This window comes from Pseudomonas sp. HN11, from assembly GCF_021390155.1.
Taxonomy (GTDB): Bacteria; Pseudomonadota; Gammaproteobacteria; order Pseudomonadales; family Pseudomonadaceae; genus Aquipseudomonas.
In genome coordinates this window covers 1480636-1504408 of record NZ_CP089985.1, presented here as the reverse complement: position 1 = coordinate 1504408, position 23773 = coordinate 1480636, and the positions used below count along the sequence as shown (strand labels likewise).

Here is a 23773-nt window from a genome sequence, read left to right as displayed (position 1 = left end):
TGCTACAGCGTGGCGATATAGGCCGGCGGCGGATGCAGGTCGCCATTGCGCCCGGCCTTGGCCACCTGGCCGGGCAGTTCGTGGCCTAACAGCGCCGGCAAGCGGCGGGACATCTGCAACAAATGCGGCAGGTCGATGCCGGTGGGAATCCCGACCTCTTCGCACAGGTTGACCAAATCTTCGGTGCAGATATTGCCCGACGCCCCCGGTGCAAACGGGCAACCGCCCAAGCCACCGAGCGCCGCGTCAAAACGACGGGCGCCGGCCTCATAAGCGGCCAGCACATTGCACAACCCCAAACCGCGGGTGTTATGGAAGTGCAGGGTCAGATCGTTGGCGGATACGCGCTCCAGTACGCGTCTGACCAGGCGCTCTACTTGACGCGGATTGGCCATGCCCGTGGTGTCGGCCAGGCTGATGCCCTGGATGCCCAGTGCCTGATATGCCTCGACAATCTGCAGCACGCGGTCTTCATCGATCTTGCCTTCAAACGGGCAACCGAAGGTGGTGGCGATACTGCCGTTGAGCTTCACCGGGTGGTCGGCGGCAAAGCGTGTGATATCGTCAAACGCCGCCAATGATGCCTCGCAACGCATACGCATATTGGCCAGATTGTGGGTCTGGCTGGCGGACATCACCAGGTTCAATTCATCGGCGCGGGACTCGATGGCGCGCTGCGCGCCTTTGAGGTTGGGGATCAGCGCTACGTAAATCACACCCGCTTTACGTTCGATGCCTTGGAACACTTGCTCGCCATCACGCAAGGCAGGAATGGCTTTGGGCGAGACAAATGAACCGGCCTCGATGCGCGAAAACCCGGCTAGAGAAAGCTGATCGATCAAGGCGATTTTGTCGGCCGTCTCAACCCAGGTCGGTTCGATTTGCAAGCCATCGCGCGGGGACACTTCCTGCACGACCAGCGCGTCGGAATAATCGGTGATCATTGCACCACTCCCGAGGTTTTCAGGCGTTGGATATCAGCAACTGTAAGGCCAAGGCTGCCGAGAATATCGTCGGTGTGCTGACCGAGCGTCGGGCCCTGCCAATTCACGCCGCCAGGCGTTTCCGAGAGCTTGGGCACGATGCCCGGCATCTTCACCGACACACCGCCGGGCAACTCGGCATTGAGCAGCATGTCACGTGCCTGGTAGTGCGGGTCACTGACGATATCGGCCACGGAGTAGATTCGCCCCGCCGGCACTTCGGCAGCTTCCAAGGCGCTAAGCACCTCCTCGATAGGCAGACTGCTGGTCCAGTGGGTGATCGCGGCGTCGAGCAAACCGCTTTTGGCGGCGCGCCCATCGTTGTGGGCAAACTCGGGCTCTTCGGCCAGGTCGGCGCGGCCGATGGTGTGCATCAGGCGCTTGTAGATCGGGTCGCTGTTGCCGGCGATCACCACATAGGCGCCATCGGCGGTCAGGTAGGTGTTGGACGGTGCAATACCCGGCAAGGCGCCGCCGCTGCGTTCGCGCACATGCCCAAGCATGTCGTATTCGGGCACCAGGCTTTCCATCAGGTTGAACACGCTTTCCGCCAGCGACACATCTACAACTTGCCCATCACCCTGTCCCGTCTTGACTCGCAGCAGCGACATCAACGCGCCGATCACGCCGTGCAACGAAGCAAGAGAATCGCCCAGGCTCACGCCAACCCGTGCAGGTGGTGAGTCCGGGTTGCCGGTGGTGTAGCGGATGCCACCCATGGCCTCGCCGATGGCACCGAAGCCCGGGCGGTCGCGATAGGGACCAGTCTGGCCATAGCCAGAGATACGCACCAGGGTCAGCTTGGGGTTGAGAGCGTGCAGCACGTCCCAGCCGAGACCGATTTTTTCCAGGCCGCCGGGGCGCAGGTTTTCAATGAGCACGTCGGCGTCGCCGAGCAGTTGCTTGATCAGGTCCAGCCCTTGCGGCGACTTGAGATCCAGCGCCAGGGACTTCTTGTTGCGCGATTGCAGGTACCACCACAACGACGTGCCTTCGTGCAGCTTTCGCCATTTGCGAAGCGGATCGCCCTGGCCCATGGCTTCGATCTTGATCACCTCCGCGCCAAACTCGGCCATCAGCCGGGCGGCGAACGGCGCTGCAATCAGGGTGCCGATCTCAATCACCTTGATACCGCTCAGGGGAGCCGTCATGGGGTGTACCTCTTGTTCTTGGAATGTGATGCCAAGACTAGAGGGCAGGTGCAGGGGAAATCCAACCGTCAGTTGGCAAGGAGCGTTCGTTAAACGCGAACGCTTAGGTGATCAAACAGCAACCGACTAACCGGTGACAGCTGTGTTTCATCGCGCACGACCAGGATCAGGCTGCGATCCGACCATGTATCTATCAGTGGCACGGCATGCAAACCCAATGCGCGGCCAAATAGTTCATAAGCCTTCTGCGGCAGGATTCCAATGCCCATATTGGCCTGGACCATCCGGCACATCGCATCAAACCCCGGCACATGAATGCGCAGGCGCAGCACCTTGCCCGCCTCGCGCGCGGCGGCGTGGGTGCGCATGTTGATGGAACTGGCGGCGTGCAGGCCGACGTAGTCGCTGCCCAGGGTTTCGCTGAAGGCCAGGGTTTCACGCACTGCCAGCGGATGATCCGCCGGCATCAGCACCACCAGTTTGTCGTGGCGATAGGTCACGCTGGGCAGGCCTTTGGTGTCGGTGTCACTGGAGCAGATGCCCAGGTCCGCCACACCATCCAGTACGCCTTGCACCACGCCATTGCTGGGACGCTCTTCCAGGTCGGTTTTCACTTCAGGGTGCAGCTCGGAAAAATCCCGCAGGTCTTCCGGAAGAAACTGAATGATTGCCGACAGGTTGGCCAGCATCCGCACATAGCCACGCACACCGTGGCTGTGTTCGCCCAGCTCCAGGCCCATTTTCTCGACGTTGAACAACATCTGCCGCGCATGGTGCAACAGGGTTTCGCCAGCGGCCGTCAGGTCCATGCCCTTGGCTCGCCGCACGAACAGGCTGACGCCCAACACCTGCTCCAGCTCCATCAAACGCTTGCTGGCGGCCGACACGGCAATGGCTTCGCGGTTGGCGGCACGGGTCAGCGTGCCTTCCTCAAACACCGCAACAAACAACTGCAGCGTGATCAGGTCCAGCCGACGCACCAGGCTCTTGTGCAACATCAGCGACGCTCGCTGGCCAATCGATTGATCTCGCCCTGCTCCACCACCGGCCGCGGCGCACCGTGGCTGGCCGCCTGCAACATCGCTCGGCCCACCGTCTCGGTACTCACTACCCAGCCCGGTTTCAGCCGTCGCACACACGACAATAACGGCCCAAGCACAGAGTAGAAGGACTGGTACAACGGCGTCTTCGAACGCACGCCATGCAATGGCTGAATCACACCCGGCCGAAACAGATACACCGCCTTGAACGGCAGGCGCAGCAACGCGTTCTCGGTCTTGCCCTTGACCCGCGCCCACATCGACTTGCCCGCTTCGGAACTGTCGGTGCCCGCGCCGGACACATAGATGAATGTCATCTGTGGATTGAGCCGCGCCAAGGTGCTGGCGGCGACCAGAGTGAGATCATAAGTGAGGTGCGTGTACTTGGCTTCATTCATCCCAGCCGACGAGACGCCAAGGCAGAAGAAACACGCATCGAAGCCTTGCAGCAGGTTTTCCAGCGGCTGGAAATCCAGCATGTCGCTGTGCAACACCTGGTGCAGCTTGCCGTGTTCCTGGGTCAGGGGCGTGCGGCCGACTGCGACGACTTCCTGCACGTCGGCAGCCAGCAGGCACTCACGCAGCACGCCCTGGCCGACCATGCCGGTGGCACCGAATAACAGAACTCTCATCAACTACTCCCTTCATCCCGCTGGTTTTGACTACTTGAGAGACTGGCCTTGGGGGGCTGTCGTCACATTAGGTCCCTGCGCTACTACCTTACTCAATATAATGAAAGGCGACCTCAATGAATTACACAACGCCCTTGGTTGCAGCTCGAAATCCCACGATAAAAGCGCCTTGATCTCATTGCGAAGTCGGCAAGGCCGACAACTCTCAGTTGAATCTCGCAGGAAGTTTCACACAAAAAAAATATCCGCCGAGTGTCATCCCTACAGGAAAGATCTGACTTAACTTTCAAAAATATTCCCATTAATGTTCTTGCTCTCCATCGTCAAGGACAGAAAAATGGAAACCCCAAGGTCGACCAATAGATTCTCAAACTATAAAAAAACCATCCAAACCTCTAACGAAGACTGGGAATCGGCCAAAGAACGACTAATTTGCGAACTTAATGTAACTATTAAAAGCACCAACTTCCTTATCGATCAATACGGCCGCCAACTTCAACACTTTTGCACCACCTCATATCTTGGCCTTGATTACAACCAGCAAATATTGGATGGCGCCATTGAAGGAATACTTAAGGCCAAGACCCTTCGAGTTGCAAACTCAAAAAACCGATGCAAACATCCAGTTATTTGACAGACTAATCGCAACTGAGCAGTACGGCACGAGCACTGCAATCCGTTTGGTGCCCTGCGAAGAGGCGGAAAAAGCGAACACGATCGCAGCACAACTCGCCGACAGTGGCTTCTTCACTTCAGCCGTATTTTTTCCTGTTGTGCCCATAGGAAAGGCGGCAATTCGTATAACGCTGCGAGCAGACATGTCCCATGAAACAGTACTTTCATTTTGCTCAAGGCTCATGAGTCTGATAGAAGAAAACCAATGCTGCCATTGAGTTGCAGACTTTCCAAAAATCAAGAGTTTGAAACGACACGGTTTATATAACTCGACTTTCGATGATTTGTTCGGAACTCGCGCTGGCGGATCCCTTTTCTTGAAAAATACGACCACTCTTGTCATAGCCTGCAGTGCCGCCTTCCTCGCCCAGGTTGGCATCAGCAGTTACCTGCCAGCCGTACCAGCCATTGCGCGCGCCCTCCCCGCCGCCGAAGACCATGTCGCCTTGGCTCTGGCGATCTACTTGGTCGGCATGGCTTTGCCGATGCTGCTGTGGGGCAGCCTGGGTGAGCGTTTTGGGCGCAAGCCCGTTCTGCTGGCTGCACTCGCCGTGTATGCGCTGGCCAGTGCAGCAATCCCTCTGGCGTTCAACGTTGAAACCTTTCTGTCATTGCGGCTGATTCAAGGCTTGGGCGCGGGCGGCGTTTCCGTGATGGCGCGGGTGTTGGTGCGCGACAGTTTCAGGAGTGCGCTGTTGGCGAAAGGTTTGTCGTGGCTGGGCATGACCTTCGTGGTCGCCTTGGGTATCGGGCAATTCGCTGGTTCGCTGTTACAGGTAGTTTTCGGCTGGGAGGCGATCTTCTATGGGTTGGCGATTGGCGCAGTTGGGTTGATGCTGGTGTTGCAAAGGGTGACGTTCCCTACGCTGGTGAAAGTCGACTCGCAGGTCCGCGCCTGGCGCATCTACGCCACGATCGTGCGGCACCCGCCGTTTCTGCACGCCGCTTTGGCCGGTGGTCTGGGTTATGGGGTGATCATCGCGTTCAACACTTGCGCGCCGCTGATCCTGCAGGGCCGTTTCGAGTGGAGCGCGGCGCAATATGGTTGGCTGGGCTGGCCGATCAGCGCGGCGTATCTCGCGGGGGCGTTGATGGTCAATCGCTTCGTTGCACACGCGGGTCGGTTACGAATGATGGGCTGGGGCGTCGGCCTGGTATTGGTGGGAACGGCGATGATGCTGCACGGCAGTCTGTTCGCCAGCGGGCTCGCCATCTTGCTGTGGATGCCTTATTGCCTGGCGGTGTTCGGGCAATCGATGAGTTATCCGATCAGCCTGTCCGTGGCCAATGATGAAGCGCCAGTGAGCGGGTCCTACGCCATGGCCTTGAGCGGATTCATGCATCAGCTGATGGCCGCGTTGATCGGCGGTGTGGCAAGCCTGCTGGTGAGTCAGCAGGCGTGGCCGTTGGCAGTTCTATGCTTGGTGTTGGCGGGCGCCGCAGGCGTGTGCGTCGCCCGCTGCCACGCGGATCAAAACGCGCTGCGAAAGATCTCCTCGATCTGACGCTGATCCGCCCGCCGAGGGTTGGTCAGACCACATGCATCCTTCAGCGCATTGGACGCCAACAGAGGAATGTCCTGCAACTTGGCACCCAACTCGCGCAATCCGGCCGGAATCTCAACATCATGGGCCAGGCTGCGAATCGCTGCGATGGCGGCCTGAGCACCCTCTTCGTCGGTGACGCCCTTGATATCGGCGCCCAGCGCACGGCCCACGTCGCTCAGGCGTTTGGCGCTGACACTGGCGTTGAAGCTTTGTACGTGGGGCAACAATACCGCGTTGCACACGCCGTGGGGCAGGTCGTAGAAACCGCCCAACTGGTGTGCCATGGCGTGCACGAAACCCAGGGACGCATTGTTGAACGCCATGCCGGCTAGGAATTGTGCATAGGCCATATTTTCCCGCGCGGCCGTGTCGCTGCCATCGCGTACCGCCAGGCGCAGGTTGGCGCTGATCAGTTCGATGGCCTTGATCGCGCAGGCGTCGGTGATCGGGTTGGCGGCGGTGGACACGTAGGCTTCGATGGCATGGGTCAGCGCGTCCATACCAGTGGCGGCGGTGAGGCCCTTGGGCATGCCGACCATCAGCGCCGGGTCGTTGACCGACAGCAGTGGCGTGACGTTGCGATCGACAATGGCCATTTTCACATGGCGGCTTTCGTCGGTGATGATGCAGAAGCGGGTCATCTCGCTGGCGGTGCCGGCGGTGGTGTTGATGGCCACCAGCGGCAGTTGTGGTTTGCTCGATTGGTCGACGCCTTCGTAGTCGCCGATTTGCCCGCCGTTGGTGGCGCACAGGGCAATGCCCTTGGCGCAGTCATGGGGCGATCCACCGCCCAGGGACACCACGAAATCGCAGGCGCTGTCCTGCAACAGAGCCAGGCCTTTCTCGACGTTTTCCACCGTGGGGTTGGGCTTGGCGCCGTCGTAGACCACCGAGTCGATGTCCTGCATCGCCAGTTTCTCTGCGATCATGGCCGCGATGCCCGCCTTGGCCAGGCCGGCGTCGGTGACGATCAGCGCCTTGTGAAAACCATAGTTGCGGATGGCGGTCATGGCTTCGTCGAGGCAGTCGATGCCCATGATGTTGACGGCGGGGATGAAAAAGGTGCTGCTCATGGTCAATCCTCAGAGGCTTTATGCCTACAGCATCAACCTGCGCCACCCTCCGCATCTTGATCAGGATCAACGCCGACCCGTGATAAAGTCGCCTACCAGCCGATTTCGAGTAGACCCGCCGCAATGAAGGATTTCCAGAATATTGACGCCCACCTTGAAGACTGGAGCGCCCTGCGCAGCAGCACCGACTTCAGCGGGATTCTGATCGGCAACGGCGCCAGCCGTGCCATTTGGGAAGACTTTGCCTACGACTCGCTGTTCGAAAACGCACGCACCGTCGAAGAAAAACCCCTGAGCCAATCTGAACTCAGCGTGTTCGACGCGCTGCACACCCGCAGCTTCGAGCAGGCCCTGGGCGCGTTGAAGACCACCAGCCGGGTCAACAAGGCCCTGGCGGTCAGCTCGGCGGCGCCGCGTAATCGCTATTACGCGATCAAGGAAGCCTTGATCAATACCATCCACGCGGTACATATCCCGTGGCGTCTGGTGCAGCCGTCGACGCTGGCGACGATCAACGATGAGCTGAAGAATTACGCCACCGTGTTCACCAGCAACTACGACCTGCTCAACTACTGGGCCATTGTGCACACACCGGGCATCGACGACCTGTTCCACAGCGTCGATGCCAGCTTTGACCTGCGCAATACTCGTACTGAGTCCACGCGCATTCTCTACCTGCACGGCGGCTTGCACCTGGTGCGCAACCTGGATGGTACCGCACGCAAATTGCCGACCACTGACAGTACCCTACTCAGCAGTTTTGCGATCAACAACACCATCAAGACCCTCGATGATGTGCCGCTGTTTGTCAGCGAGGGCAAGGTTGAGGAGAAGCTCAAGACCATCCGCAGTTCGGATTACTTGTCGTTCTGCTATGAGCAGTTGCTGAGCCACGAAGGTGCGCTGTGTATCTTCGGGCACGAGTTGGGCCCGCAGGATAAACACCTGGTGGACGCGATTCGCCAGGCCAAGTTGACGACGCTGGCGATCTCGGTTTCAGGGCGCAGTGATGGGTTTATTCGCCAGCAGAAGCGCCGGTATTCGGAGTTGTTCGATGGGACAGGCGTGGCACTGAAGTTCTTTGCGGCGCGCACGCATCCACTGGGCAACCCCGCATTGTCCGTCCCTGTCGAACACTGATCTACATGTGGGAGCGGGCCCCTATTTCAATCCTGCATCGTGGTCATTCTTGCGCGCTGTGCACCACCACCAATAACTGTGCCTGCACCGGCCCCACCGAGCGTAACCGGTGGGGCTTCTGTGCATTGAAGTGCAGGGCATCGCCGCGCTCCAGGATCACCCGCTCATTCATGAAGTCCACTTCCACCTGGCCTTCATGCACGAATAGAAACTCCTCCCCCAAGTGCTCCTTGAAGGTCTTGTCGGTGAACTCCGCTGGCGGGTAGATGATGAACGGCAGCAGGCTGCGCTCGCTGACTTGGTGGGCCAACACCGCATAACCCGGTGACGTATCCGGCCGCTCGTGGCTGCGCACCAGGCTGTAGCTGTCGAGGCTGACGCTGTCTTCGCTGAACAACTCTTCGACCTTCACATTCAGCGCCTTGGCCAGTTTCAACGCAGCAGCAATCGACGGCGTGTTGAGCCCGCGCTCCACCTTGGACAGGTAACTCTTGGTCATCCCGGACTTTTCAGCCAGGTCCTCCAAGGTAACGCCAAGTTTTTTTCTCAATAATTTCAAACGGATAGACATGCGCTGCGATTAATCCATGCAGTAAGCGATGAGTCGTGCTTGCCAATGACACAAAGTGTCATATAGCATCATTAGTGTCATTTGCAGCCACCGAGGGCACCCGATATGGCCAAGACATTAGCACTCCCGAAAGACCAACTGGTCAAGCAAGCACTGGTCCAGATGCAAAACACCCTGGCGGATAATACGTGGACCGACCGGCAAAAGCTGGCGCTCACGTGTCGCATCCTGTTCGAGAACGGCCACGACTCCGGCCTGGCCGGGCAGATCACTGCGCGCGGACCGGAACCAGGCACCTATTACACGCAGCAATTGGGCCTGGGTTTTGATGAAATCACCGCCAGCAACCTCTTGCTGGTGAACGAGGATCTTGAAGTACTGGAAGGCCACGGCATCCCGAACCCGGCCAACCGTTTTCACAGCTGGGTATACCGGGGACGACCGGATGTGAACTGCATCATCCACACCCACCCCACCCACATCGCTGCACTATCGATGCTGGAAGTGCCGCTGCAGGTGTCCCATATGGACCTGTGCCCGCTGTACGAAGACTGCGCCTTCCTGGAGGCTTGGCCGGGTGTACCGGTAGGCAATGAAGAAGGGGAAATCATTACCACGGCATTGGGTGAAAAACGCGCGATCCTGCTTTCGCACCACGGTCAGTTGTCCACCGGGGCGAGCATCGAGGAAGCCTGCGTGATCGCACAGTTGATCGAACGCGCAGCCAAGTTGCAGTTGCTGGCGATGGCGGCCGGCACCATCAAGCCGATCCTGCCGGAGTTGGGGCGCGAAGCCCATGACTGGATCTCCCGGCCCAAGCGCCATGGCGCCGCGTTCAATTACTACGCCCGGCAGAACCTGCGTCAACACGCCGATTGCCTGAACTGACCTGCCCTTTTAGACCGGAGACTTTCCATGCCCAACCCGAACATTCACGGCATCATCGGCTACACCATCACCCCGTTCAGCGCCGACGGCCAACGCATTGACCTCGACGCCCTGGGCCGCTCCATCGACCGCCTGATCGACGGTGGCGTGCATGCCATCGCGCCATTGGGCAGCACCGGTGAAGGCGCCTATTTGAGCGACGCCGAGTGGGATGAAGTCAGCGCCTACAGCCTGGCCAAGATCGCCCGTCGCGTACCGACCATCGTCAGCGTGTCCGACCTCACCACCGCCAAAGCCGTACGCCGCGCCCGCTACGCCGAGGCCAATGGCGCCGATGGGGTGATGGTGCTGCCGACGTCCTACTGGAAACTCAGCGAAGCGGAAATCATCGCTCACTACGCCGCGATCGGCGATAGCATTGGCGTGCCGATCATGCTCTACAACAATCCGGCTACCAGTGGCACGGACATGTCGGTGAACCTGATCCTGCGCATCATCAAGCAGGTCGCCAACGTGACCATGGTCAAGGAAAGCACCGGGGACATCCAGCGCATGCACCAGCTGCATCGCCACAGCGACGTGCCGTTCTACAACGGTTGTAACCCACTGGCGCTGGAAGCTTTCGCGGCGGGCGCCAAGGGTTGGTGCACGGCAGCGCCGAACCTGATTCCACAGCTCAACCTGGATTTGTATGAGGCAATATTGGCCAATGACTTGATCAAGGCGCGGGAACTGTTTTATCACCAGTTGCCGTTGCTGGAGTTCATTCTCAAAGGTGGGTTGCCGGCGACGATCAAGGCGGGGTTGCGTTTGACGGGGCTGGAAGCGGGTGATCCTCGGTTGCCGGTTTTCCCGCTGGGCGAAGTGGGAATCGAACAACTGAAAACATTACTGCGCTAACCCACGATCCCCCTGTGGGAGCGGGTTTGCTCGAGAATGCAGTGCGTCAGTCAATGGATAAACCGACTGACACACCGCTTTCGCGAGCAAGTCCGCTCCCACATTTTTTGCTGTGTACATCCGTAAAATAGAGACAAATGACAATGGTTCTCGATACCATTCACGACTTTCTCCACGTCGTGCTTCGTCAAGAAGGATACCCATGTCTCGTCCCAAGCCCGACCCGTTGTCGGCCGATGCCTTTCGCGGATTCTATACAGACATTCTGTATTTCCTGCGCAAACGCACGGACAACGCCAGCGACGCGGCGGACATGACCCAGGATGTGTTCACCCAGTGGCTGGACTACCGCGACCGGGCCAAGGTCGAGCAGCCACGGGCGTTTCTGTTCCAGATGGCGCGCAACCTGCTGCGTGATCACTGGCGCAAACAGAAGGTACGGCACACCGTTCACTCTGATCAGGCCGAAATGGACATGGACCCTGCCACCGACGAGCAAAACGATCCCATGGCCGCCGTGCAACGCTTGCAACGCCTGGAACAGTTGAAAGAAGTCCTCGCCGAACTCTCGCCCCGCAGGCGAGAAGCCCTTATGCTGCACCGCTTCGAAGGCTTGAGCCAGGCGCAGATCGCCGAGCGCATGGGCATTTCCACCAGCATGGTGGAAAAGCACATCGCTTTTGCCCTGCTGCAGTGCAAGCGACGCCTTCAACACGAACCCGGCACGGAGCAGCCAGAATGAACCGCTTGAGCGACCACGACGCCCTGGACATCGAAGACAGCGATGCCATCGATGCCCAAGCCGCCAGCTGGTTTGCCCGCAACCGCAATAATGACGCGGGGCGTGCCGAGCGCAAGGCCTTTGCCGCCTGGCAGGCCGAACCCGCCCATGCCCGCGCCTATGCCGAATTCGAGCAACTATGGGCAGACCTGGCCCAGTTGCAGCAATTGAACAAACTCGTGGCGCGGCCCCAGCGCAAACCCTCCGTCTGGCGCCCGGCCTTGGCCGTGGCCGCCGCCTTGTTGTGCGCGGTAATGGCCACCCATATCGGCGCACCGCGCGAGCTGTATCACACCCAAATAACCGCCCACGCCAAAGGCATGCGCACGCTGAACCTGCCCGATGGCAGCACCTTGTATGTGAATGCTAACACCCGCGTGCGCGTGGATTTCACCGCGCACCAGCGCATCGTGCACCTGGACAAAGGCCAGCTGTACATCGAAGTAGCCGCCGACAAGGAACGGCCACTGTTCGTGCAAGCCGGCGAGGCCAATGTACGCGTGGTCGGCACCGGCTTCGATGTGCGGCGCAGTCAGCGGCAGCTCGTGGTCAGCGTCGCCCATGGTCAGGTGGCCTTTGAGCCGGATGCGAAAAGCCCGGTCACCTTGCTGGGTGCCCAGCAACGCGCGATCTTCAGCTACGCCAAGGGCACATTGCAGCAGCAGACCCTCAACGCCGAGGAAGTTGCCGACTGGCGCAGCGGTCACCTGTCGTTTCGCAACCGTGAGCTGGCCAGCCTGATCGATGAGCTGAGTCTGTATCGCCCCCAGGCGCCGTTGCAGGTCAGTGATGCCGTGGCGCACTTGAAAGTGTCAGGCAATCTGGATGTGAATGATCCGGACGCGCTGCTCAACGCCCTGCCCGCCCTGCTGCCGGTGAAAACCGTGGTGTCGACCGACGGCATCTTGAGGATCGAACCGAGCAAATAATCTCACAAGATTCTTATTTGAGAATATTTTGCATTTGAAGGTGTGGATTTTTTCAGCTGCCCCGTCTTCCTCCGGTCTGAGTTCGATACGCACACCTTTTCGGCCATTTGGCCACACCGGGGGATTTCATGTTTCGCGCGCCTTGCCACGCTTCGCACCTGTTTCTTCGACCGACCCTCATCGCCACCTGCCTGGCATACAGCCTCAGTGCCCAGGCCGAGACATTCAAGCTGCCCGCCCAGGCACTGGCCACGTCTTTGAGCCAGGTGGCACAGCAGGCACAGATCCAGCTGTTGTTCGACGAAGAGCTGCTCAAGAACGTGCAGGCGCCCGCGCTTAACGGCGACTTTACGCCGGAAGCGGCGATTCGCACCCTGCTGAAAAACGGCGAGTTCACCCTGATCAAGGTTGGCAGCACCTATGTCGTGCGCCCCGATGAGGGCAAGACCACCAACAGCGGCGCAATCCAACTGGACGCCCTGAGCGTGATCGGCACGGGTACCGAGGTCGACTCCAGCACCGTCGGCCGCTCGACCCTGAGCCAGGAAGACATCGACCGCTACCAGTCCAACAACATCCCCAGCCTGTTGCAGACCCTGCCCGGCGTCAGCCAGGGCGGCTCGCTGAAGCCTGGCGGCCAGACCATCAATATCCGCGGGTTCGGTGATGCCGAAGATGTCCCGCTGACCGTCGATGGCGCCACCAAGAGCGGCTTTGAGCGCTATCAGCAAGGCACGGTGTTTATCGAGCCCGAGCTGATCAAAAGCATCGAGGTGGAGAAAGGCCCCAACTCGCCCTTCACCGGCAACGGTGGGTTTGGCGGTACGGTCAACATGACCACCAAGGATGCCCCCGACCTGCTCAAGGACGGTCGCAACAGTGGCGCGATGCTCAAATACGGTTATTCCAGCAACGACCACGAGCAGGTCTACAGCAGCGCCGTGTATGGTCGCACCGACGACGGACGCTTTGATGCCTTGGCTTACCTGACCCAACGCGACGGCGACGACATGAAGGTGGCCGCCAAATTACCCAACGAGAACAACCAATACCCGATCAACCCCCAGCGCCTGCCGAACTCCGCCCAGAATGTCGACGGCAAGCTGTTCAAGCTCAACGCCCACTTCACCGAAGAGCACGCCGTTGGCTTGTCCTACTCGCGTTCACACAGCGACCGCTGGACACCGTTCTCTGCGGCCAGCTACCCGACGCCGCCCACCCAGGCCAACATTGACCGCTATGGCTACGAAGCGGCATTGAAGCGTTTTCTGGCCCATCGTGACACCGTCGACACCACCTGGTCGGGCAAGTACGAATACACGCCACTGGACAACCCGCTGGTGGACCTGACCGTCAAATACTCCCAGTCCAACACCGAGCAGACCGACGAACGCGACGCCACGGCATTTTTCCAACTGGCCACCGGCGGGCGCAAAATGGACACTGCCTACACCGACAAGAATCTCGACGTGCGCAACGTCAGCCTGTTTGACACCGGCCCGTTGCAGCATGCCGTCACCGTGGGCGGACAAATCCGCAAGCACATCCGCGAGACCGAGATGTGGATGCCGGGCACTACCTACAACACCCCGCGCTACAACTACGGGCATTTCCAGCCGGGCTTCATGCCCCATGGCAAAGTCGATACCAACAGCTTCTTCGTGCAGGATGCGGTGACCCTGGGCGACGTCACCATCACCCCATCGATGCGCTACGACCATGTGCGCAACCGTGGTGAAGCTAACGATGCGCCGTACTACAGCAACTCCGACCCGTCCGTCGGCCACGATTACAGCGACCGCACCTACACCGGCTGGTCGCCGCGCCTGGCGCTGTTCTGGACCGTCAACCCGAACCTCGGGCTGTTCGCCAACTGGAGCAAGACCTGGCGGGCGCCGGTGATCGACGAACAGTACGAAGTCCAAGGCCTGGGCAACCGCACCGCCACCAGCGTCAACCTCCACCCGGAACGCATCACGTCTATCAGCGTGGGCAGCGTCAGCAGCTTCGACAACCTGATCACCCACGACGACAACCTGCAACTGCGCACCACCTTTTTCCACAACAAGGTCGAAAACGAAATCTTCAAAGCCACGGGCGTCGGCTGCCAGAACCAGGCCATCAACGGCGGCAGCATCTCCACCGCGTGCCCGCCGGGCGCCATGTCCAACTACCGCAACATCGGCGGCCTGACCATCAAGGGCTTCGAGCTTGAATCCTTCTACAACTCCACTTACCTGTTCGGCTCGGTGTCGTTCGCCTATGCCAAGGGTGACCATGAAGGCGCCTACACCAACCCCTGGGGTCCGGATGTCGCGGCATGGGATATCCCGCCGACCAAATGGGTACTGGTGCTCGGTACCAACATGCCGGCCTGGGATGCCCAGGTCGGCTGGACAGGCCAATTCATCGGCGCGACCTCCCGTTTACCCAGCGACAAATATTCCGGCGGCCCCGGCAGCAGCGTGGGCGACCTGTTCTACGACCAGTACGACAACAAGCGCTACAACACCCAGGGCCTGTTCGCCAAATGGAAACCCCGGCAAGCCTACCTGAAAGGCACCGAGGTGAACTTCACCGTGGACAACCTCTTCAACAACAACTTCCGGCCAGCCCTGAGCGGCGACCGTGCCTACACCAAAGGCCGTGATGCCAAGATCAGCATCACGCGCTTCTTCTGAAAAACTGTACGGATAAATCCGCACCCAGCTGTAGGCCCGCAATCGGCGGGGGATGTGGCTAGATGGGCTTCCCTTGAAGCCCTCTGGATTTCGGTTCTCCCCCATGAGCTCGCGCGAAAACACCGGCATGGCCCTCGGCCTGCTGGGCGTCATTATCTTCAGTCTGACCCTGCCCTTCACCCGCATCGTGGTGCAGGAAATCCACCCGTTGCTCAACGGCCTCGGCCGTGCCTTGTTCGCGGCGGTCCCGGCGGCGGCGCTGTTGCTGTGGCGCCGTGAGCGCTGGCCGACCTGGCGCCAGGTACGTGGGTTGTGCCTGGTGATCGCCGGCGTGATCCTCGGTTTCCCCGTACTGTCGGCCTGGGCCATGCAGACGTTGCCGGCGTCCCATGGCGCGCTGGTCAATGGTTTGCAACCGCTGTGCGTGGCGCTGTACGCGGCGTGGCTGTCCCATGAACGGCCGTCGAAGGCCTTCTGGGCCTGTGCGGCACTGGGCAGTGCCTTGGTGTTGAGTTACGCGTTGATCACCGGAGCCGGCAGTATCCAGGCCGGTGATCTGCTGATGCTGGGTGCGATTGCCATGGGCGGCCTGGGTTATGCCGAAGGCGGCCGACTGGCCAAGGAGATGGGCGGCTGGCAGGTGATCTGCTGGGCGCTGGTGCTGTCGACGCCCGTATTGATCGGCCCGGTGTGGTACCTGGCGGCGCAGCATCAAGGGGCGATTTCCATCCGCGCGTGGTGGGCGTTTGGTTATGTGTCGCTGTTCTCACAGTTTTTGGGGTTCTTCGCCTGGTATGCCGGGTTAGCCATGGGTGGGATTGCGCGGGTCAGCCAGATCCAGCTGTTGCAGATTTTCTTCACCATCGCGTTCTCGGCGCTGTTCTTTGGCGAACACATCGAGCCGATTACCTGGCTGTTTGCCTGTGGGGTGATCGTGACGGTGATGCTGGGGCGCAAGACGGCGGTGCAGCCTGCGCCCGTGGCAGTGGCCGATCAGGCCAGGTAACCATCCGCGCGCAGCAGGGTTTCCAGGCAGTGTTCGGTGATGTGGTAGAACGCCTTGAGCGCCTGGATTTTCTCCAGCAACTGCGCGTTGTCCAACGGCTCGGCGCGCTTGACCGCAAGAATCATCTTGTTCTTGTTGGTGTGCTCCAGTGAGATGAACTCGAACACTTTGGTTTCATAACCACAGGCTTCTAGGAACAACGCACGCAAGCTGTCGGTGACCATTTCCGCCTGCTGGCCCAGATGCAGGCCGTATTGCAGCATCGGCTTGAGCAGCAGCGGGCTCTGGATCTGCAGGCGGATCTGCTTGTGGCAGCACGGCGAGCACATGATGATCGACGCGCCGGAACGGATGCCGGTGTGGATCGCGTAGTCCGTGGCAATGTCGCAGGCATGCAGGGCGATCATCACGTCCAGCTCGCTGGGCGCCACGCTGCGCACATCGCCGCATTTGAACACCAGCCCCGGATGCTCCAGGCGGGCGGCGGCGGTGTTGCACAGGGTCACCATGTCTTCGCGCAGCTCCACGCCGGTCACCTCGCCTTCGGCCTTGAGGGTGTTGCGCAGGTAATCGTGGATGGCGAACGTCAGATAGCCCTTGCCCGAACCGAAGTCAGCGACACGCACCGGCTGATCCAGTTTCAAAGGTGAAGAGGTCAGCGCATGACTGAACACTTCGATGAACTTGTTGATCTGCTTCCACTTGCGCGACATCGACGGGATCAGCGCCTGCTTGGCGTCGGTCACGCCCAGGTCGGCGAGAAACGGGCGGCTCAGGTCGAGGAAGCGATTCTTCTCGCGGTTATGCTCGGCAGACGGCGCTTCTCGCAGTTGCTGCGGCTTGCTTTTGAACAGCGAGCTTTTGTTCTTCTTGCTGTATTCCAGCTGAGCTTCGTCGGTCAGCGACAGCAGGTGCGCGTTCTTGAACTGCGCCGGCAGCAGCTCGGCAATCGCTGCCACACCTTCCGCCAGCGGGAAGTTCTTGGTGATGTCACGGGTCTTGTAGCGGTAGACGAACGACAGGCACGCCTGCTCCTTGACCATTACCGGCTTGATGATCAACCGCTGCAACGCGGCTTCCTCACCAACGTACTTGGCCAGCACCAGCTTGATAAAGGCGTTCTGCGCGAGGTTAGCGTTGAGCAGTTCGATGAACTGGGCGTGATGATCCGGTTGAACAGTGACAGACATGAACAAAAACGCCTCAGGCAGGGAATGCCGGGCATTTTAGGGGGGATGGGGAATTAGGGCACTGGGTAATTTGATCAACGGTCAGTGTATTGGCGGACGCAAAACCAAATGTGGGGCTTGCTCGCGAATACGCAGTGTCAGTCAATACATCCGTCGACTGATACACCGCATTCGCGAGCAAGCCCACACATTTTTATTCGAGTACGACCAGGCGATTCGGTAGTTCGTTACGGGTGTGGGTCACCGGCACATGCACCTTCAGTAACTCGCCACAGGCTTCAATGCAACTGATAAACCCCGCCAACGTCTGCCCCTGTTTCACCTGCTGGGTAAACGCCTTGACGATCACATCCCAGCTGTTGTCGTCCAGCCGCTCGGAAATGCCGTCATCCACCAGTATCTCCACGTACCGCTCCGCCTCACTGACAAAAATCAGCACGCCGGTACTGCCCAGCGTGTGGTGCAGGTTCTGCTCCAGGAACTGCCGCCGCGCCAGGTTGGATGCGCGCCAGTGGCGCACCGAGCGCGGGATCAACCGCGTGGTGACCTTGGGCAGGCGGAACACCAGGCACAACACGATGAACGTCGCCCATTGCGCCAGCAACAAGGTGTACATCGTCAGGTAGCCCGACAGGTAATGCACCACACCGGGCACCACCAACGCGATCAGGCTGGCCCACAGCAGCGGGATGTAAGCGTAGTCATCGGCGCGGGCGGCCAGTACGGTCACCAGCTCCGCATCGGTGGTCTTCTCGACGCGGGCGATCGCTTCCGCGACTTGGCGCTGCTCATGTTCAGTCAGTAATGCCATGGTTGTCGTTGCTCTCTCATTATTATCATCACCAGCCGCCTGAAGCCCCGCCGCCGCCGAAGCCACCACCGCCGCCCCGGAAACCACCACCGCCTCCCCCGCCGCCGCCACGGCCACTGCTGCTGAGAATTGCCAGCAGGATCGCGCCCACCGGCAGCCCCATGCGATTGCACAGCCACAACACGCCGATCAGCAAAACGAACAGGCCGATGGAGAGACCAGGATTATCCTTGGCAAAGTTGGCATCCGCCACATGCGACGGCACGGCCAGCGGTTCGCCGCCCACCACTTGTACCATCGCGGCCACGCCGTCGCTGATGCCTTTGCTGTAGTTACCGGCCTTGAAAGCCGGCGCAATCACCTGGTTGATGATCACCCACGACTGCGCATCGGTCAGCACACCTTCCAGGCCATAACCGACTTCGATGCGCAATTTGTGCTCATCGCGGGCGACGATCAACAGCGCGCCGTTGTCCTTGCCCTTCTGGCCGATGCCCCACTGGCGGCCCAATTGATAACCAAAGTCTTCAATGGGAACGCCTTGCAGATCAGGCACGGTGACCACCACGATCTGGTCACCGGACGTCTGCTCCAGCGCCAGCAACTGTTGAGTCAGCTGCTGGCGCGTGGCCGCGTCGATCATCTGGGCGTTATCCACCACCCGCCCGGTCAGCGCCGGGAAGGTCAGCGCCGCCTGGGCCGCACCGACGCAGGCCAACAGCCACAACGCCAGGCCTATCCGTAATAAACGCATCGACACCTCAGTGCAGCTTTATTTGAACTTCACTTGCGGCGCTTTATCGGCATCGGCACTGGTGGCTTCAAACGTGGCGCGGACCGGCAAATCGCTGTACATCACGCTGTGCCACAGGCGGCCCGGGAAGGTGCGGATCTCGGTGTTGTAGGCCTGCACCGCCTGGATAAAGTCGCGGCGCGCCACGGCGATACGGTTTTCGGTGCCCTCAAGCTGGGATTGCAGGGCCAGGAAGTTTTGATTGGCCTTCAGGTCCGGGTAGCGCTCGGACACCACCATCAAGCGGCTCAGTGCGCCGCTCAAACCGTCCTGGGCCTGCTGGAACTGCTTGAGTTTTTCCGGATTGTCGAGGGTGCTCGCATCCACCTGGATCGAGGTGGCCTTGGCCCGCGCTTCAATCACGGCGGTGAGGGTGTCTTGCTCATGGGCAGCGTAGCCCTTGACCACTTCCACCAGGTTGGGGATCAGATCAGCGCGGCGTTGGTACTGGTTCTGCACCTGGCCCCAGGCGGCCTTGGCCTGTTCATCCAGCGTGGGAATGTTGTTGATGCCGCAACCGCTCAGCACCGTGCTGATCAATAGCAGAGCCGCGGCTTTCAAGCCCCAGCGGTAACCTTGTGCTGCTTGCATGGTGTTTCTCCTGCCCAATCTTGATGGAATGTCACGACTAACCCTATACACCGCGCGCTTGGGGCATAATTCGCCACCACTGGATTGCATCGAGCCAATCAGCTACAAAGATGCCCAGCGCGAAAAAGAGTTCAGAGTGTGCTGCATTTATCTGAACAACACCCGAACAACAATAGACGCTCCCCACATTTTGGCCGATCAGCATTTACGCTGTGCAGCGAGCCGAAAAAGGATATTCATGAAGAAGCTGTGTTTGCTCGGCCTTGTTGCCACTCTGGCCAGTCACCCCGTATGGGCAGAAACAAAGCCTGCTGCGCTTAAGGACAAGGACGCGTTCGTCAGCGACCTGCTCAAGCAGATGACCCTGGATGAAAAGATCGGCCAGTTGCGCCTGATCAGCATCGGCCCCGAAATGCCCCGCGAGCTGATCCGCAAGGAAATCGCCGCCGGCCGCATCGGTGGTACGTTCAACTCCATCACCCGCCCGGAAAACCGTCCGATGCAGGACGCGGCCATGCGCAGCCGCTTGAAGATCCCGATGTTCTTCGCCTACGACGTGATCCACGGCCACCGCACCATCTTCCCGATCAGCCTGGCGCTGGCCTCCAGCTGGGACCTGGCCGCCATCGGCCGCTCCGGGCGCATCGCCGCCCAGGAAGCCGCCGCCGACAGCCTCGACATCACTTTCGCGCCGATGGTCGACATCTCCCGCGACCCGCGCTGGGGCCGCACGTCAGAAGGCTTCGGTGAAGACACCTACCTCGTCTCGCGCATCGCCGAAGTGATGGTCAAGGCGTTCCAGGGCGTCAGCCCCGCGAATGCCGACAGCATCATGGCCAGCGTCAAGCACTTCGCCCTCTATGGCGCGGTGGAAGGCGGCCGCGACTACAACGTGGTCGATATGAGCCCGGTCAAGATGTACCAGGACTACCTGCCGCCGTACCACGCGGCGATCAAGGCCGGTTCCGGCGGCGTGATGGTCGCGCTGAACTCGATCAACGGCGTGCCCGCTACCGCCAACACCTGGCTGATGAATGACCTGCTGCGCAAAGACTGGGGCTTCAAGGGCCTGGCCGTCAGCGACCATGGCGCGATCTTCGAGCTGATCAAGCACGGCGTGGCCAAGGACGGGCGTGAAGCCGCCAAGCTGGCGATCAAGGCCGGCATCGACATGAGCATGAACGACACGCTATACGGCAAGGAATTGCCGGGGCTGCTCAAGTCCGGCGAGATTGAACAGAGCGACATCGACAACGCCGTGCGCGAGGTGCTCGGCGCCAAGTACGACATGGGCCTGTTCAAGGACCCGTACCTGCGCATCGGCAAGGCTGAGGATGACCCGGCCGACACTTACGCCGAGAGCCGCCTGCACCGCGCCGAAGCCCGCGACATTGCCCGCCGCAGCCTGGTGCTGCTGAAAAACCGGAACAACACCCTGCCGTTGAATAAATCCGCGACCATCGCCCTGGTCGGTCCGCTGGCCAAGGCACCGATCGACATGATGGGCAGTTGGGCCGCTGCCGGCAAACCCGAGCAATCGGTGACCCTGCTCGACGGCATGAACGCGGTGATCGGCGAAAAAGGCAAGATCATCTATGCCCGTGGCGCCAACATCACCAACGACAAGGCCGTGGTCGACTACCTGAACTTCCTCAACTTCGATGCCCCGGAAGTGGTGGATGACACCCGTCCTGCCCAGGCGATGATCGACGAGGCCGTCAAAGCCGCCAAGGATGCCGATGTCGTAGTCGCTGCCGTGGGCGAGTCCCGTGGCATGTCCCACGAGTCCTCCAGCCGCACCGACCTGAACATCCCGCAAAGCCAGCGCGACCTGATCAAGGCCCTGAAGGCCACCGGCAAGCCGCTGGTGCTGGTGCTGATGAACGGCCGCCCGCTGTCGATTCTCGAAGAGAACCAACAGGCCGACGCGATCCTGGAAACCTGGTTCGCCGGCACCGAAGGCGGCAATGCCATCGCCGACGTGCTGTTTGGTGACTACAACCCGTCGGGCAAGCTGCCGATCACCTTCCCACGTTCGGTGGGGCAGATTCCGACCTACTACAACCACCTGACCATCGGCCGGCCGTTCACCCCAGGCAAGCCGGGCAACTACACCTCGCAGTACTTCGATGACACCACAGGACCGCTGTTTCCGTTTGGTTATGGCCTGAGCTACACCACGTTCGGCCTGTCGGACATGGCGCTGTCGTCCACCACCCTGAACAAGACCGGCAAGCTCGATGCGAGTGTCACCGTGAAAAACACCGGCAAAGTGGACGGTGAAACCGTGGTGCAATTGTATATTCAGGACGTGGCCGGCTCGATGATCCGCCCGATCAAGGAGCTGAAGAACTTCCAGAAGGTCATGCTCAAGGCGGGTGAAGAGCGCACGTTGCACTTCACCATCACCGAAGAAGACTTGAAGTTCTACAACACCCAGCTCAAGTTCGCGGCGGAACCGGGTGAGTTCAATGTGCAGATCGGGTTGGATTCCCAGGATGTGCAGCAACAAACCTTCGAGCTGTTGTAAGAGATAGCTTCAAGTTGCAAGCTGCAAGCGGCAAGGAAAAGCAGTTCTGCTTTTAACTTGCAGCTTGCAGCTTGTAGCTTGCAGCTGTTTTCACCCCCTTCTGTCCAGAAGGTTCACCACCAACCGATCAATCCACCCCCACACCCGCTGCTTCACTCGTCGCCAAAGCGGCCGCGCCTTCCATGCCTCCAGGCTCACTGCCTGGCTCTGCTCGAAATCCCGCTCAAAACTGCCCGCCACTGCCAACGTCAACTCAGGGTCCAACGCTTCCAGGTTGGCTTCCAGGTTGAAACGCAAATTCCAATGATCGAAGTTGCACGAGCCGATGCTTACCCAATCGTCCACCAGCACCATCTTCAGGTGCAGGAAACACGGCTGGTATTCAAAGATCTTCACCCCCGAACGCAGCAACCTCGGGTAATAGCGATGCCCGGCGTAGCGCACGGACGGGTGATCAGTGCGCGGGCCGGTCAGCAGTAATCTCACGTCCACACCGCGCCCGGCGGCACGGCGCAACGCACGGCGCACGCTCCAGGTCGGCAGAAAATACGGGGTCGCCAGCCAGATGCGCTGCTGGCTGCTGTTCAAGGCACGGATCAGTGACTGCAGGATATCTCGATGTTGACGGGCGTCGGCATAGGCAACACGACCCAGTCCAGGGCCAGTCGCCGGGAGCTTGGGCAAACGCGGCAAACCAAAGTGGGTAGCGGGTTTCCACTCGCGGCGGGCAGCGTTGGCGTGCCATTGGCGGTCGAACAGTGCCTGCCAGTCCTGCACCAACGGGCCGCTGATTTGCACCATTACTTCATGCCAGTCGGCGCCGTTGTCACCCGGCGTCCAGAACTCATCGGTCACGCCGGTGCCGCCGACGAAGGCAATACGCTGGTCGATCAATAATAATTTGCGATGGTCGCGGTACAGGTTGCGCATCCAGCGGCGCCAGCGCAGGCGATTGTAGAACCGCAACTCCACCCCGGCGTCGGTCAGGCGTTTGCGCAGCCCGAGAGTAAACGCCAGGCTGCCGTAATCATCGAACAGGCAACGCAACCGCACCCCCCGCTCGGCGGCTTGCACCAGAGCCTTCACCATGGCTTCGGCGCAGGCTCCGGCTTCGACCAAGTACAACTCCAGGTCAACCTGGCGCTCCGCCCGGGCAATGCCCACCAGCATCTGCGGGAAAAAATTCGGACCGTCGATCAGCAACTCGAACCGATTGGCGCTGCGCCACGGGAACACTGCGCCGCTCACGTCAGCGCGCCGTAAAAATCAGCACCGCACCCACCGGCACCGACAGACTGATCGACTTGAGCCCGGCCGCCTTGCGCAACGCCGCCACACCCGGTGCCAGATCGAAATCCTCGGCATGCATCACCACTGGTTCCAGGGTCACCACCTGGAAACGTCGGTCATCCAGGCGCGTGGCCAACAGCTCGGCACTGTAGGTTTGGGTCTTGCCGTGCAGGGTCACGGTTAACGGCAGGCGCAACTCCAATTGAGCGCCGGGTGCAAGGTCGTTGATCGGTTGCAGGTTGATTTGCGCATTGATCAGCGCGTCGGGGAACGTCTTGATCTCGAACAACTGGTTGCGCATGCGCTCGTCGCGCAGCGGAATGCCACTGTTGACCGACTCCAGCTCCACCTCCAGTTGCGCCGCGCCCTTGCTGTCGACCTTGCCGTGCAGCACCAGGAAGCGCTGCACTTCGGCGATTTCGGTGTTCTTGGTGGTGACGAAAGACAGGCGCGAGGACTCGTTATCCAGATACCAATCGGCATGGGCAGGCACGGCAGCGGCGCAGGTCAACAGGGTGAAGGCCAGTGGTTTGACATTGAACATAAAGACTCATGAGGCAAAAAACCTGCA

The 23773-nt window shown here is 60.2% G+C and carries 22 protein-coding genes; 9 read left to right on the top strand and 13 right to left on the bottom strand.

Going from position 1 to position 23773, the window contains the following annotated elements; genetic code table 11:
• Positions 1-2 precede the first annotated feature (2 nt).
• From LVW35_RS06840 to LVW35_RS06820, 5 genes are all read right to left on the bottom strand, one after another.
• Positions 3-944 (bottom strand): hydroxymethylglutaryl-CoA lyase, encoded by a 942-nt coding sequence (locus LVW35_RS06840; protein WP_233894405.1) that lies wholly within the window; start codon positions 942-944, stop codon positions 3-5.
• Positions 941-2134: a CaiB/BaiF CoA transferase family protein gene (locus tag LVW35_RS06835; RefSeq protein WP_233894404.1), complete on the bottom strand. Its 1194-nt coding sequence runs from the start codon at positions 2132-2134 to the stop codon at positions 941-943. Before LVW35_RS06835 ends, LVW35_RS06840 begins: the two co-directional genes overlap by 4 nt.
• An 89-nt stretch (positions 2135-2223) precedes the next feature.
• Positions 2224-3132, bottom strand: coding sequence for a LysR family transcriptional regulator (locus LVW35_RS06830; protein ID WP_233894403.1), 909 nt, complete (start codon positions 3130-3132; stop codon positions 2224-2226).
• Positions 3132-3806 (bottom strand): NAD(P)H-binding protein, encoded by a 675-nt coding sequence (locus LVW35_RS06825; RefSeq protein ID WP_233894402.1) that lies wholly within the window; start codon positions 3804-3806, stop codon positions 3132-3134. Before LVW35_RS06825 ends, LVW35_RS06830 begins: the two co-directional genes overlap by 1 nt.
• 601 nt (positions 3807-4407) lie before the next feature.
• Positions 4408-4815: a hypothetical protein gene (locus LVW35_RS06820; protein ID WP_233894401.1), complete on the bottom strand. Its 408-nt coding sequence runs from the start codon at positions 4813-4815 to the stop codon at positions 4408-4410.
• Here LVW35_RS06820 and LVW35_RS06815 point away from each other — a divergent pair.
• The gene (locus LVW35_RS06815; RefSeq protein WP_233894400.1) at positions 4799-5986 is read left to right on the top strand and encodes an MFS transporter; all 1188 of its coding nucleotides are present in this window, start codon (positions 4799-4801) and stop codon (positions 5984-5986) included. The genes LVW35_RS06820 and LVW35_RS06815 overlap by 17 nt on opposite strands.
• Here the strand turns inward: LVW35_RS06815 and yiaY are convergent.
• A complete protein-coding gene (gene yiaY, locus LVW35_RS06810; protein WP_233894398.1) occupies positions 5953-7101 on the bottom strand; it encodes an L-threonine dehydrogenase in 1149 nt (382 codons plus the stop codon). The genes LVW35_RS06815 and yiaY overlap by 34 nt on opposite strands.
• Positions 7102-7224: 123 nt before the next feature.
• Here yiaY and LVW35_RS06805 point away from each other — a divergent pair, with 123 nt between their 5' ends.
• The gene (locus tag LVW35_RS06805) at positions 7225-8241 is read left to right on the top strand and encodes a DUF4917 family protein (RefSeq protein ID WP_233894396.1); all 1017 of its coding nucleotides are present in this window, start codon (positions 7225-7227) and stop codon (positions 8239-8241) included.
• 43 nt (positions 8242-8284) lie between these two features.
• On the opposite strand, the gene LVW35_RS06800 is transcribed toward LVW35_RS06805, so the two are convergent.
• Positions 8285-8812: a helix-turn-helix domain-containing protein gene (locus tag LVW35_RS06800; protein ID WP_233894394.1), complete on the bottom strand. Its 528-nt coding sequence runs from the start codon at positions 8810-8812 to the stop codon at positions 8285-8287.
• Positions 8813-8917: 105 nt separating this feature from the next.
• Between LVW35_RS06800 and LVW35_RS06795 the strand changes: the two genes are divergently transcribed.
• The 6 genes from LVW35_RS06795 to LVW35_RS06770 all read left to right on the top strand — a co-directional run bounded on the left by LVW35_RS06795 (position 8918) and on the right by LVW35_RS06770 (position 15997).
• Positions 8918-9700, top strand: coding sequence for an aldolase (locus LVW35_RS06795; protein ID WP_233894393.1), 783 nt, complete (start codon positions 8918-8920; stop codon positions 9698-9700).
• Positions 9701-9727: 27 nt separating this feature from the next.
• Positions 9728-10600: a dihydrodipicolinate synthase family protein gene (locus LVW35_RS06790; RefSeq protein WP_233894392.1), complete on the top strand. Its 873-nt coding sequence runs from the start codon at positions 9728-9730 to the stop codon at positions 10598-10600.
• 202 nt (positions 10601-10802) lie between these two features.
• Positions 10803-11342, top strand: a complete 540-nt coding sequence (locus LVW35_RS06785; protein WP_233894391.1) for an RNA polymerase sigma factor — start codon at positions 10803-10805, stop codon at positions 11340-11342.
• The gene (locus tag LVW35_RS06780; protein ID WP_233894390.1) at positions 11339-12310 is read left to right on the top strand and encodes a FecR family protein; all 972 of its coding nucleotides are present in this window, start codon (positions 11339-11341) and stop codon (positions 12308-12310) included. The genes LVW35_RS06785 and LVW35_RS06780 overlap by 4 nt, the downstream gene beginning before the upstream one ends.
• Positions 12311-12438: 128 nt before the next feature.
• Positions 12439-14991, top strand: a complete 2553-nt coding sequence (locus tag LVW35_RS06775) for a TonB-dependent receptor (protein ID WP_233894389.1) — start codon at positions 12439-12441, stop codon at positions 14989-14991.
• A gap of 103 nt (positions 14992-15094) precedes the next feature.
• On the top strand, positions 15095-15997 hold the full coding sequence (locus LVW35_RS06770; RefSeq protein ID WP_233894388.1) for a DMT family transporter: 903 nt from the start codon (positions 15095-15097) through the stop codon (positions 15995-15997).
• On the opposite strand, the gene LVW35_RS06765 is transcribed toward LVW35_RS06770, so the two are convergent.
• The 4 genes from LVW35_RS06765 to LVW35_RS06750 all read right to left on the bottom strand — a co-directional run bounded on the left by LVW35_RS06765 (position 15985) and on the right by LVW35_RS06750 (position 19382).
• The gene (locus LVW35_RS06765; protein ID WP_233894387.1) at positions 15985-17187 is read right to left on the bottom strand and encodes a class I SAM-dependent methyltransferase; all 1203 of its coding nucleotides are present in this window, start codon (positions 17185-17187) and stop codon (positions 15985-15987) included. The two genes, LVW35_RS06770 and LVW35_RS06765, sit on opposite strands and share 13 nt — an antisense overlap.
• A 193-nt stretch (positions 17188-17380) precedes the next feature.
• A complete protein-coding gene (locus LVW35_RS06760; protein WP_233894386.1) occupies positions 17381-17998 on the bottom strand; it encodes a TPM domain-containing protein in 618 nt (205 codons plus the stop codon).
• A gap of 28 nt (positions 17999-18026) precedes the next feature.
• Positions 18027-18752, bottom strand: a complete 726-nt coding sequence (locus tag LVW35_RS06755) for a TPM domain-containing protein (protein WP_233894385.1) — start codon at positions 18750-18752, stop codon at positions 18027-18029.
• An 18-nt stretch (positions 18753-18770) separates the two neighbouring features.
• Positions 18771-19382 carry a LemA family protein gene (locus LVW35_RS06750; RefSeq protein WP_233894384.1) on the bottom strand — a complete coding sequence of 204 codons (612 nt, stop codon included), beginning with the start codon at positions 19380-19382 and terminating at the stop codon, positions 18771-18773.
• A 238-nt stretch (positions 19383-19620) separates the two neighbouring features.
• On the opposite strand from LVW35_RS06750, the gene bglX reads away from it, so the two are divergent.
• Entirely contained in the window at positions 19621-21912 is a 2292-nt protein-coding gene (gene bglX / locus LVW35_RS06745; RefSeq protein ID WP_233894382.1) for a beta-glucosidase BglX, read from the top strand.
• Positions 21913-22002: 90 nt separating this feature from the next.
• Here bglX and LVW35_RS06740 read toward each other — a convergent pair whose 3' ends face one another.
• Together LVW35_RS06740 and LVW35_RS06735 are read right to left on the bottom strand one after the other, a co-directional pair.
• Positions 22003-23160, bottom strand: coding sequence for a phospholipase D-like domain-containing protein (locus LVW35_RS06740; RefSeq protein WP_233894380.1), 1158 nt, complete (start codon positions 23158-23160; stop codon positions 22003-22005).
• A gap of 1 nt (position 23161) precedes the next feature.
• A complete protein-coding gene (locus tag LVW35_RS06735) occupies positions 23162-23746 on the bottom strand; it encodes a YceI family protein (RefSeq protein ID WP_233894379.1) in 585 nt (194 codons plus the stop codon).
• Positions 23747-23773 lie beyond the last annotated feature (27 nt).

What these genes read in the sequence shown, in the direction of transcription:
- LVW35_RS06795 (WP_233894393.1), top strand. Translation starts at nt 8,918, where the DNA reads ATGGCCAAGACATTAGCACTCCCGAAAGACCAACTGGTCAAGCAAGCA.
- LVW35_RS06835 (WP_233894404.1), bottom strand. Translation starts at nt 2,134, where the DNA reads ATGACGGCTCCCCTGAGCGGTATCAAGGTGATTGAGATCGGCACCCTG.
- LVW35_RS06760 (WP_233894386.1), bottom strand. Translation starts at nt 17,998, where the DNA reads ATGGCATTACTGACTGAACATGAGCAGCGCCAAGTCGCGGAAGCGATC.
- bglX (WP_233894382.1), top strand. Translation starts at nt 19,621, where the DNA reads ATGAAGAAGCTGTGTTTGCTCGGCCTTGTTGCCACTCTGGCCAGTCAC.
- LVW35_RS06800 (WP_233894394.1), bottom strand. Translation starts at nt 8,812, where the DNA reads ATGTCTATCCGTTTGAAATTATTGAGAAAAAAACTTGGCGTTACCTTG.
- LVW35_RS06830 (WP_233894403.1), bottom strand. Translation starts at nt 3,132, where the DNA reads ATGTTGCACAAGAGCCTGGTGCGTCGGCTGGACCTGATCACGCTGCAG.
- LVW35_RS06765 (WP_233894387.1), bottom strand. Translation starts at nt 17,187, where the DNA reads ATGTCTGTCACTGTTCAACCGGATCATCACGCCCAGTTCATCGAACTG.
- LVW35_RS06750 (WP_233894384.1), bottom strand. Translation starts at nt 19,382, where the DNA reads ATGCAAGCAGCACAAGGTTACCGCTGGGGCTTGAAAGCCGCGGCTCTG.
- LVW35_RS06805 (WP_233894396.1), top strand. Translation starts at nt 7,225, where the DNA reads ATGAAGGATTTCCAGAATATTGACGCCCACCTTGAAGACTGGAGCGCC.
- LVW35_RS06780 (WP_233894390.1), top strand. Translation starts at nt 11,339, where the DNA reads ATGAACCGCTTGAGCGACCACGACGCCCTGGACATCGAAGACAGCGAT.
- yiaY (WP_233894398.1), bottom strand. Translation starts at nt 7,101, where the DNA reads ATGAGCAGCACCTTTTTCATCCCCGCCGTCAACATCATGGGCATCGAC.
- LVW35_RS06825 (WP_233894402.1), bottom strand. Translation starts at nt 3,806, where the DNA reads ATGAGAGTTCTGTTATTCGGTGCCACCGGCATGGTCGGCCAGGGCGTG.
- LVW35_RS06840 (WP_233894405.1), bottom strand. Translation starts at nt 944, where the DNA reads ATGATCACCGATTATTCCGACGCGCTGGTCGTGCAGGAAGTGTCCCCG.
- LVW35_RS06755 (WP_233894385.1), bottom strand. Translation starts at nt 18,752, where the DNA reads ATGCGTTTATTACGGATAGGCCTGGCGTTGTGGCTGTTGGCCTGCGTC.
- LVW35_RS06775 (WP_233894389.1), top strand. Translation starts at nt 12,439, where the DNA reads ATGTTTCGCGCGCCTTGCCACGCTTCGCACCTGTTTCTTCGACCGACC.
- LVW35_RS06790 (WP_233894392.1), top strand. Translation starts at nt 9,728, where the DNA reads ATGCCCAACCCGAACATTCACGGCATCATCGGCTACACCATCACCCCG.
- LVW35_RS06785 (WP_233894391.1), top strand. Translation starts at nt 10,803, where the DNA reads ATGTCTCGTCCCAAGCCCGACCCGTTGTCGGCCGATGCCTTTCGCGGA.
- LVW35_RS06735 (WP_233894379.1), bottom strand. Translation starts at nt 23,746, where the DNA reads ATGTTCAATGTCAAACCACTGGCCTTCACCCTGTTGACCTGCGCCGCT.
- LVW35_RS06770 (WP_233894388.1), top strand. Translation starts at nt 15,095, where the DNA reads ATGAGCTCGCGCGAAAACACCGGCATGGCCCTCGGCCTGCTGGGCGTC.